Genomic DNA, 9,518 nt, shown 5'->3' with positions numbered 1-9,518 from the left:
GCGGGGCAACTTCTGCATCTTCAAACCAGTTCTCGGATGCGGAACTGGCCCCGCCTGGCGAGCGCGGTGCGGAACTGGCCCGGCCTGGCGGGCGCGCCCGCGAACGACCCCTAGAGCGCGGCGGCGATGAGTTCGAGCGTCTGGGCGCGGCCGGCGGCGGCATCCCGGGGCTCGGACTCGTAAGCCCCGGCGACCGGCGACAGCATGACCTCGTCGACGCCGTACTTCGCGGCGAACTCGCGCAGCTCGGCGGCGACGGACTCGCCGGTGCCGACGAACCAGCGTGAGCGGGCAGCCTCGACGACCTGGTCGGTCGCGGCATCCGACTCGGCTGCGAGCGCCTCTTCGACCGTCTCGAGGGCGATGAGCGGCTTGTTCAGACGCAGGCGCGACATCATGCGCAGCTGCGGCAGGGCGCGCGCCTCGGCCTCTTCCTGCGTCGGCGCGGCCACCACGTTCACGGTCAGGAACGTCCGCGGCTCGGGATGCTCTTCGCTCGGCTGGTAGCCGGTGCGATACAGGTCGAGGGCGCGCTCGAGTCCCTGACCCGAGAAGTGGTTCGCGAAGACGTAGGGCAGCCCGTGCGATGCGGCGAGCTGGGCCGAGTAGTCGCTCGATCCGAGCAGCCAGACCTCGGGGCTGCCGGTCGCGGCGGGCGTCGCGTGCACGGTGTACTCGCCGCCCGAGGTGAAGCGCACGGTGGCTCCCTCGCCCGAGACGAGAGCGGCGATGTCCTGCACGTTGCGCGGGAACTGCTCGACGTCGCTCGTCGTGCCCGATCCGCGCAGCAGCTGGGTGATGACCGGGTCGCTGCCGGGGGCGCGGCCGAGTCCGAGGTCGATGCGTCCGGGCGCGATGGCCTCGAGCGCCGCGAACTGCTCGGCCACGATGAGCGGCGCGTGGTTCGGCAGCATCACGCCTCCGGACCCCAGACGGATCTGCGTCGTGCGCATCGCTGCCGCGGCGATCAGCACCGGGGGAGTGGTGGATGCCACGGCAGGCATGTTGTGGTGCTCGGCGAACCAGTAGCGGCGGTAGCCGAGACGGTCGGCGGTGGCGGCGAGATCGAGGGAGGAGGAGATCGCCTCGGCGCTGGTCTGGCCGGTGCGAACCGGGACGAGGTCGAGGACGGAGAGCGCGGTGGAAGTCATCCCCGAATGCAACGGCGAGAGCGGGCAGGGCATTCCCATCCGTTCTCGCCCGCCCCTCCCGCCCCGCGACAGCACCGCGGGGGCAGTATTTTAGGGGGCATGGATGCCGAGATCTTCTACGTGCTCGTCGGTGCTGTGGTCGTGGCGGCGATCGCCCGATGGCGCGGCTGGCCGGCGCCGCTTCTCGTGACGGTGGTCGCTCTCGCGGCATCCTTCCTGCCCTTCGTCCCCGACGTCGAGATCGACGGGCACCTGCTGCTCAACCTCGTGCTGCCGCCGCTGTTGTACTCGGCGGCGCTGGACGTCTCGTTCGTGGGCTTCAAGCGCAGCCTGCCGCAGATCCGCCGGCTCGGGATCTGGCTCGTGCTGCTCACCGCACTCGCCGTGGGGTTCGTCGCCTGGTGGATCATGCCGTCGCTGACCCTGCCCGGCGCTCTGCTGCTCGGGGCGATCGTCGCACCGCCGGACGCGGTGTCGGCCGCGGCGATCGGTCGCAAGCTCGGCCTTCCGCGGCGCATCATGACGGTGCTCTCGGGTGAGAGCCTGATCAACGATGCGACCTCCCTCACGCTCTACCGCGTGTTCGCCGCGATCCTCGCCGGTGCCACCGTCTCGGTATGGGGAGGGGTGGGGCAGTTCCTGCTGGCAGTCGTGGTGGGCGTCGTGATCGGCCTCGTGTTCGGCATCCTGCTGCATCAGCTGCGCATGCGGATCAACGACGCGGTCGTGATCGGCACGTTCGGCCTGCTCGCCCCATTCGGCGCCTACGCGATCGCCGAGCACCTGCTCGGCTCGGGCGTGCTCGCCGTCGTCGCGATGGGCCTGTACGTCGGATTCAACTCGCCCCGCACCGACTACACGACCCGCCAGCAGGAGAAGCCGCTGTGGCTGTCGGCCGATCTGCTGCTCGAGAGCTTCGTTTTCGCGTACATCGGGCTGCAGTTCCCCCGGGTGCTTCGCGACCTCGGCAGCGAGTCGGTCGAGCAGATCCTCGTGCTGTCGGGCATCGTGCTGCTCGTCGTGCTGCTCGTTCGTCCGATCTACATCTATCCCACGAGCGCGTGGGCGAACTTCCAGGATCGCAAGCGCCTCGAACGCTGGGATCGGGGCGTCGAGAACGGCGAGTTCGAGAAGCGCCATGAGAAGTCCCGACGGTGGGGGCAGTTCACCGCCGACGAGCTGCGCACGCACATCGTGCGCGACCAGATGGCAGGTCTTCAGCTCACGTGGAAAGACAGCGCGGTGATCTCGTGGGCGGGCATGCGCGGCGTCGTCACCCTGGCGATCGCCCTCGCGGCCGCCGACCTCGCGACCCTCGATGAAGAGGCCTCACACGCCATCGTCGTCGTGGCGTTCGTGGTCACGGTCGGCACGCTGCTGCTGCAGGGGTCGACGCTGCCGATGCTGATCCGCCGCCTCGGGATCGAGGGCGACGTCGATCACGACGACGACCAGCGCGCGCTCGCCGCGGTGAGAGAGAAGAGTCGAGAAGCGGGCAAGGCGTACCTCGCCCACAAGCGCGTCGAGTGGGAGGCCAAGTACGGCGAGGTCGACCTCGGCGTGTTCGACGCGTTCACGAAGCGCATGACCAGGGTCGAGAAGGATGCCGACGAAGCCCAGCAGGTCGAGGATGCGACTGCTCGGCCGTCGTACGACGACCTCGCCGCCCTGAGTCGGGGATGGCTGCAGGTGCGCCGCGAGATCCTGCTCGCCGAGCGCGACGCCGGCAACCTCGACGAAGAGGTCATGCGCGAGCTGATGACAGCGATGGATGCCGAGGAGCTGGCCCTCGACACTCGAGCCGCGACGCGACAGCAGGGCCGCGCCTAGCCGGAGATGCACGAGCGCCCCGCCCCGAAGAGGGGCGAGGCGCTCGGACGTCGAGGCGAGGACGGGTCAGCGGGTGCCGGCGGGCTCGGGCTCGGATGCCGCGGCATCCGCCTCGGGGGCGTCGTCGTCGGCCGAGTCGTCGGCGAACGGCAGGCCCTCGCGCGGTGCGTTGTAGAGCTCCTCGTCGAGGATGCCCTCGCGCTTGGCGACGATGGTCGGCACGAGTGCCTGACCCGCGACGTTGACCGCGGTGCGACCCATGTCGAGGATCGGGTCGATCGCGAGCAGCAGGCCGACGCCCTCGAGCGGCAGGCCGAGCGTCGACAGCGTCAGGGTGAGCATGACGGTCGCGCCGGTGGTGCCGGCGGTGGCCGCCGAGCCGACGACCGAGACGAGCACGATCAACAGGTACTGCACGAGGTTGAGCTCGATGCCGAAGAACTGCGCGACGAAGATCGCCGCGATGGCCGGGTAGATCGCGGCGCATCCGTCCATCTTGGTCGTCGCGCCGAACGGCACGGCGAACGAGGCGTACGAGCGGGGCACGCCCAGGTTGCGCTCGGTCACGCGCTCGGTGAGGGGCAGGGTGCCGATCGACGAGCGGCTGACGAACGCCAGCTGCACGGCGGGCCAGACGCCCGAGAAGTACTGCCTGATCGACAGGCCGTTGGTCTTGACCAGCACCGGGTAGACGACGAAGAGCACGAGCGCGAGGCCGACGTAGACCGCGATCGCGAACCAGCCGAGCGAGGCGAGCTTCTCCCAGCCGTACTTGACGACGGCGGCGCCGATGAGGCCGAAGGTGCCGAGAGGGGCGATGCGGATGATCCACCACAGCACGCGCTGGATCACCTTGAGCAGCGACTCGGTGAAGGCGAGGAAGGGCTCGGCCTTCTTTCCGGCCTTGAGGGCGGCGATGCCCACGGCGACCGCGATCACGATGACCTGCAGGATGTTGAAGTTCACGCTCGAGGTGAACGTGCCGTCGGTGGCGCCGGGGTTGGTGCTCACGCTGAGCCCGAGGAAGTTCTGCGGGATCAGGCCCAGCAGGAAGTTCCACCAGGTGCCCACCGTGTACGGGTCGCCGGGCTCGAGGCCCTCACCGGCGCGGTTGCCCGGCTGGATGACGAGGCCGAGCGTGATGCCGATGATCACGGCGATGAACGCGGTGATCGCGAACCACAGCAGCGTCTGGCCGGCGAGGCGAGCGGCGTTCTGCACGCGGCGCAGATTCGAGATGCTGGCGACGATCGCGGTGAAGATCAGCGGCACGACGGCGGCGCGCAGCAGCGTGACGTACGAGCTGCCGATCGTGTCGAGGGTGGCCGAGAGGCCGTTTGGGCTGTCGGCGGTGGCGCCCAGCTGGCGCGCGATCAGGCCGGCGGCGATGCCGAGGACGAGGGCCGCGAGGATCTGGAAGCCGAACGATGTCAGCAGCTTCCGGACGGGACCGCGGGTGTCTGGCGCCTTCGTGGCGCGGACGGTGGTGCTCATTGGATCGGGGACTCCAGAATCGGTGCGCGCCGTGTGCGCGCTATCCGTCAACGCTAGGAGTCGGGTCGGAATCCCGAGGCCGAGATGACGAAGGATGACGGATGCCGAAGCATCCGTCATCCTTCGGTCTCACCGGTTCAGATCATTCAGCCGTGGCGCAGTCCTGTGCGGCGTCGGTGATGGTCTTCTGCACGAGAGCGCCCTCGTCCTCGTCGGTCTGGGCGCTCGAGTCGCCCTTGGCGATCGCGTCCAGCGACTCGTTGGAGACCTCCGAGTCGACCAGTGCCTCGGAAAGGCAGAGGATGACGGGCTCGGTGAGAGTGTCACCCATGCCCTGGTCTTCGAGGACCTTCTGGAGGCCGTCGGACACTTCTTCGGCCGAGGGGCGCTCGACGGCGCCACCGCAGGCGGCGAGCGAGAAGGCGAGTGCCGCGATGGGCAGAGCCATGAGGATGCGGGACGGGGTGCGCAGGTTCCGGTCGTTGAGCTTCATGACTACGACGCTAGCGGCTCACAGTGAATTCATAGTGGGGGTTGCATGGGCAGAAATCCCCACCCTCATTCCCTGTTCCGGTTCGAGTTCTCCTCCGGTCGCACTTCGTGCCGNNGGCACGAGGTGCGACCGGAATCGAGGCAACGCGGCACGGCGCCACCGCTAGGCGAGCACGAGCAGGTCGCCGACCTCGCAGCCGAGTGCGTCGCAGATCGCCCGCAGCGTCGAGTACCTGATCGCTCGCGCCCTGTCGTTCTTGAGCACCGACAGGTTGACGATGCTCACACCCACGCGGGCGCTCAGCTCGGTCAGGGTCATGCCGCGCTCTGCGAGCAGCTCGTCGAGACGGCAGTGGATGCCGGTGAGCTCGTCGTCGTTCTCGGCCGGGGTCATACGAGACCCCGCGTCTCATCCTCGAGGGCCTGGTTCTCACGCTGCAGGGCATCTCGTTCGTTCTGCAGCTTCATGCCCTGACTGAACACGGCCGCGAGGGCGGCGAGCATGAGCGCCGCGACGAAGGGCAGAGGTGTCACGGTCAGCTGGAAGCGCGGCGGGTACCACGGGCTGTCGGGCGCGAAGACCTCTCGCAGCCCTGCGGTCGCCGCGATGCTGCTGAGCAGGTCGGATGCCACTCCGAAGACGAGCACGGCGATCGCCCCGCCGACCAGTGCGCGGGTGATCGTGCGAGTGAACGCGCGTCCACGCAGAGTGTTGAAGCAGATCACCGCGAGGATCACCGCGGGAAGCGTCGTGAGGACGCCGGTGCTCAACTGCGCGGCGCCCGCGAGAGCGCGCAGCCCGAGCGATGCGTTCGCGACGGTGAACTCGGTCAGCTCCGTGCCCCCGCACTGGAGAGTCGCACCCGTCGTCGTGCTGAGATCCGGCTGCATGCAGGGGATCGAGGAAGACCAGTCCACCCAGACCATGGTGCGGCCGGAGAGCTCGGCCCAGTCGACCTGGAAGACCTTCGCGACGATGACGATGGCGCCGATCGTCGACAGGATGATCCACATCCCGCTNNGATGGTGCGGCTGCCGCGGCGGCGTCCGATCCAGACGAACAGTCCGATCACGACCGCGATCACGGCGAGCGCGATGCCGATGAAGCGCAGGGAGTCCCAGACCGAGTCCGAGCCGAAGGTGATCATCAGACGAGGCCTTCCGTGTCGCGCTGTAGGCGGTCGCCGATGGAGAAGACCGTGGTGATGAGTGCGATCACGAATGCCGCGAGGATGAAGGTGAACGGCTCGACGGTGATCACGGCGTTGTCGAGGCCGTTGTCCGTGACGGCGGCGACGGTCGCGTTCGCGAGCATGTTGTCGAAGAAGCGCACGGCGCCGAAGCCCAGCAGGCCCGTCAGCCCGGCGGTGGCGACGAGCGCGGTGTTGCGGCGGCTGAACACGCGACCGCTCAGGGTGCTGCGCGCCAGCAGGATCAGGCATCCGATCACGACGACGATCGTGACGATCTGCAGCGCCTGGCCGATGATGCCGGGCACCGACGCGATCGCCGGAAGCTCCGCAGCGGTGATGGTCGCGCGGTCGAGGCCCACAGAGACGCTGTCACCCGAGGTGAGCGGCAGATCGACGGGGGTCGCGGCTCCGGCGAACTCGACCAGCACCGGAACGTCGACGCCCCGGGCGAGCTCGACGATCCGGATGATCGAGAACACCGTGATGTAGGCGGCGATCAGCGCTCCCGAGATGCAGAAGCCGATCATCGCTCCGGTGTCTCCGCGGGACAGCGTGCGGTTGTTCGTCGAGGTCATCATCCACTCCTTATCGATCTTCGATATTACCGATAGTCGTTAACATAACGACTGTCGATATGCAGGTCAACCCCACGCTCGCGGGCACTGCCGTCACCGGCCGTCACGGCACTATGCCGACGGCGAACACGGGCATACTGCCTCCGCACGGTGGTTACTCTCGATGTACAAGCGCTTCACGCGTCTTCGCCAGTGTCGAACAACACGTGCGAATAAGGAGTCACAGCATGTTCGAGAGATTCACGGACCGAGCCCGTCGAGTGGTCGTCCTCGCCCAAGAAGAGGCGAAGATGCTCAACCACAATTACATCGGCACCGAGCACATCCTGCTCGGCCTCATTCACGAGGGCGAGGGTGTCGCAGCCAAGGCGCTCGAAAGCCTCGGCATCTCGCTCGACGCCGTTCGCGAGCAGGTGCAGGACATCATCGGCCAGGGTCAGCAGCAGCCGACCGGCCACATCCCGTTCACGCCGCGCGCCAAGAAGGTGCTCGAGCTCAGCCTCCGCGAGGCTCTCCAGCTCGGCCACAACTACATCGGCACCGAGCACATCCTGCTCGGCCTCATCCGCGAGGGCGAGGGTGTCGCAGCCCAGGTGCTCGTGAAGCTGGGCGCCGACCTCAACAAGGTGCGCCAGCAGGTCATCCAGCTGCTCTCCGGTGCGCCCGGCCGCGAGCCGGCAGCCGTCGGCGCGCAGTCGAACGACACCCCGAGCGCGCAGGGCGGATCGCAGGTGCTCGACCAGTTCGGTCGCAACCTGACGCAGGCCGCACGCGACAACAAGCTCGACCCGGTCATCGGGCGCGAGAAGGAGATCGAGCGGGTCATGCAGATCCTGTCTCGCCGCTCCAAGAACAACCCCGTCCTGATCGGCGAGCCCGGCGTCGGCAAGACCGCCGTCGTCGAGGGCCTCGCCCAGGCGATCGTCAAGGGCGATGTGCCCGAGACGCTCAAGGACAAGCAGCTCTACTCGCTCGACCTCGGCTCGCTCATCGCCGGTTCCCGCTACCGCGGTGACTTCGAAGAGCGTCTGAAGAAGGTCACGAAGGAGATCCGCACCCGCGGTGACATCATCGTCTTCATCGACGAGATCCACACCCTCGTCGGTGCGGGCGCTGCCGAAGGCGCGATCGATGCGGCCAGCATCCTGAAGCCGCTCCTCGCCCGTGGCGAGCTGCAGACCATCGGTGCCACGACGCTCGACGAGTACCGCAAGCACTTCGAGAAGGATGCCGCTCTCGAGCGCCGCTTCCAGTCGATCCAGGTGAACGAGCCGAGCCTGCCCCACACGATCAACATCCTCAAGGGGCTGCGCGACCGGTACGAGGCGCACCACAAGGTGCAGATCACCGACGGCGCGATCGTCGCGGCATCGAACCTCGCCGACCGCTACGTGTCCGACCGCTTCCTGCCCGACAAGGCCATCGACCTGATCGATGAGGCCGGCGCCCGCCTGCGCCTCAGCATCCTGTCGAGCCCGCCCGAGCTGCGCGAATTCGACGAGAAGATCGCGAAGGTCCGCGAGCAGAAGGAAGTGGCGTCGGAGGACCAGGACTTCGAGAAGGCCGCATCGCTGCGCGACGAGGAGAAGAGCCTTCTCGCCGAGCGCCTGCGCCTCGAGAAGCAGTGGCGTTCAGGTGACGTCGCGACCGCTGCGGTCGTGGACGAGGGTCTGATCGCCGAGGTGCTCGCACAGGCCACCGGCATCCCGGTCTTCAAGCTGACGGAAGAGGAGTCCTCGCGACTCGTCTTCATGGAGAAGGCGCTGCACCAGCGCGTCATCGGTCAGGAAGAGGCCATCGCGGCGCTCTCGAAGACGATCCGTCGTCAGCGCGCCGGTCTCAAGGACCCGAAGCGTCCCTCGGGCTCGTTCATCTTCGCCGGCCCCACGGGCGTCGGAAAGACCGAGCTCGCCAAGGCGCTCGCCGAGTTCCTGTTCGACGACGAAGCCGCTCTCATCTCGCTCGACATGAGCGAGTTCGGTGAGAAGCACACCGTCTCGCGTCTGTTCGGCGCCCCTCCCGGATTCGTCGGATTCGAAGAGGGTGGCCAGCTCACCGAGAAGGTGCGCCGCAAGCCGTTCAGCGTGGTGCTGTTCGACGAGATCGAGAAGGCCCACCCGGACATCTTCAACTCGCTGCTGCAGATCCTCGAAGAGGGTCGACTGACCGATGGTCAGGGCCGCGTGATCGACTTCAAGAACACCGTCATCATCATGACCACCAACCTCGGTGCTCGTGACATCGCCGGTGGCCCGGTCGGATTCCAGATCGAGGGCGTCAACTCGACGAACTACGACCGGATGAAGGGCAAGGTCAACGAAGAGCTCAAGCGCAACTTCAAGCCCGAGTTCCTCAACCGTGTCGACGACATCATCGTGTTCCCGCAGCTGTCGAAGGACGAGCTCGTGCAGATCGTCGATCTGTTCACGAAGCGTCTGGGCGAGCGTCTGCTCGACCGCGACATGACGATCGAGCTGTCACAGGCCGCCAAGGAGCGCCTGATCGAGATCGGGTTCGACCCGGCGCTCGGTGCTCGCCCGTTGCGTCGCGCGATGCAGCACGAGGTCGAAGATCGTCTGTCCGAGAAGATCCTGCACGGCGAGCTCAACCCGGGCGACCACGTGAAGGTCGACTCGAAGGACGGCGAGTTCCTCTTCGAGCACGGCCCGCGCGGCGAGAAGGTCGCGGTCGGCGTCAACACCGGCGGAGCGATCTCCGGCACCCCCGACCTGGCGGTCGCCAGCGGGGAGTGACCTGATCACGAGAAGGGGCGGATGCTGCGG

General features: G+C 67.6%; 8 protein-coding genes. 2 read left to right on the top strand and 6 right to left on the bottom strand.

Annotated elements, in window-relative coordinates:
- Positions 1-110: 110 nt before the first annotated feature.
- Positions 111-1,151, bottom strand: a complete 1,041-nt coding sequence (locus J7E68_RS05635; protein ID WP_215170645.1) for an LLM class flavin-dependent oxidoreductase — start codon at positions 1,149-1,151, stop codon at positions 111-113.
- A 99-nt stretch (positions 1,152-1,250) separates the two neighbouring features.
- On the opposite strand from J7E68_RS05635, the gene J7E68_RS05630 reads away from it, so the two are divergent.
- Positions 1,251-2,981 (top strand): sodium:proton antiporter, encoded by a 1,731-nt coding sequence (locus tag J7E68_RS05630; RefSeq protein WP_215170643.1) that lies wholly within the window; start codon positions 1,251-1,253, stop codon positions 2,979-2,981.
- 66 nt (positions 2,982-3,047) lie between these two features.
- On the opposite strand, the gene J7E68_RS05625 is transcribed toward J7E68_RS05630, so the two are convergent.
- The 5 genes from J7E68_RS05625 to J7E68_RS05605 form a co-directional block, all read right to left on the bottom strand.
- Entirely contained in the window at positions 3,048-4,475 is a 1,428-nt protein-coding gene (locus J7E68_RS05625; RefSeq protein ID WP_215170642.1) for a dicarboxylate/amino acid:cation symporter, read from the bottom strand.
- Positions 4,476-4,617: 142 nt separating this feature from the next.
- Complete coding sequence (locus J7E68_RS05620) at positions 4,618-4,968, bottom strand: hypothetical protein (protein ID WP_215170639.1); 351 nt, start codon at positions 4,966-4,968, stop codon at positions 4,618-4,620.
- Between the two features lie 162 nt (positions 4,969-5,130).
- The gene (locus tag J7E68_RS05615; protein ID WP_042539919.1) at positions 5,131-5,361 is read right to left on the bottom strand and encodes a helix-turn-helix transcriptional regulator; all 231 of its coding nucleotides are present in this window, start codon (positions 5,359-5,361) and stop codon (positions 5,131-5,133) included.
- The gene (locus J7E68_RS05610) at positions 5,358-5,981 is read right to left on the bottom strand and encodes a hypothetical protein (RefSeq protein ID WP_251048679.1); all 624 of its coding nucleotides are present in this window, start codon (positions 5,979-5,981) and stop codon (positions 5,358-5,360) included. The genes J7E68_RS05615 and J7E68_RS05610 overlap by 4 nt, the downstream gene beginning before the upstream one ends.
- 133 nt (positions 5,982-6,114) lie before the next feature.
- Positions 6,115-6,735: a DUF2975 domain-containing protein gene (locus J7E68_RS05605; protein WP_215170637.1), complete on the bottom strand. Its 621-nt coding sequence runs from the start codon at positions 6,733-6,735 to the stop codon at positions 6,115-6,117.
- Positions 6,736-6,962: 227 nt separating this feature from the next.
- Between J7E68_RS05605 and J7E68_RS05600 the strand changes: the two genes are divergently transcribed.
- Positions 6,963-9,488: an ATP-dependent Clp protease ATP-binding subunit gene (locus J7E68_RS05600; protein ID WP_215170635.1), complete on the top strand. Its 2,526-nt coding sequence runs from the start codon at positions 6,963-6,965 to the stop codon at positions 9,486-9,488.
- Positions 9,489-9,518 lie beyond the last annotated feature (30 nt).

Source organism: Microbacterium sp. ISL-103 (assembly GCF_018613995.1).
Classification (GTDB): Bacteria; Actinomycetota; Actinomycetes; order Actinomycetales; family Microbacteriaceae; genus Microbacterium.
Note: the sequence above shows the minus strand (reverse complement) of the source record. Positions and strands in the feature narration are given on the sequence as shown.

Excerpts from the sequence above, each read along its gene's own strand:
- J7E68_RS05635 (WP_215170645.1), bottom strand. The coding sequence starts at position 1,151 with ATGACTTCCACCGCGCTCTCCGTCCTCGACCTCGTCCCGGTTCGCACC.
- J7E68_RS05630 (WP_215170643.1), top strand. The coding sequence starts at position 1,251 with ATGGATGCCGAGATCTTCTACGTGCTCGTCGGTGCTGTGGTCGTGGCG.
- J7E68_RS05625 (WP_215170642.1), bottom strand. The coding sequence starts at position 4,475 with ATGAGCACCACCGTCCGCGCCACGAAGGCGCCAGACACCCGCGGTCCC.
- J7E68_RS05620 (WP_215170639.1), bottom strand. The coding sequence starts at position 4,968 with ATGAAGCTCAACGACCGGAACCTGCGCACCCCGTCCCGCATCCTCATG.
- J7E68_RS05615 (WP_042539919.1), bottom strand. The coding sequence starts at position 5,361 with ATGACCCCGGCCGAGAACGACGACGAGCTCACCGGCATCCACTGCCGT.
- J7E68_RS05610 (WP_251048679.1), bottom strand. The coding sequence starts at position 5,981 with ATGTGGATCATCCTGTCGACGATCGGCGCCATCGTCATCGTCGCGAAG.
- J7E68_RS05605 (WP_215170637.1), bottom strand. The coding sequence starts at position 6,735 with ATGACCTCGACGAACAACCGCACGCTGTCCCGCGGAGACACCGGAGCG.
- J7E68_RS05600 (WP_215170635.1), top strand. The coding sequence starts at position 6,963 with ATGTTCGAGAGATTCACGGACCGAGCCCGTCGAGTGGTCGTCCTCGCC.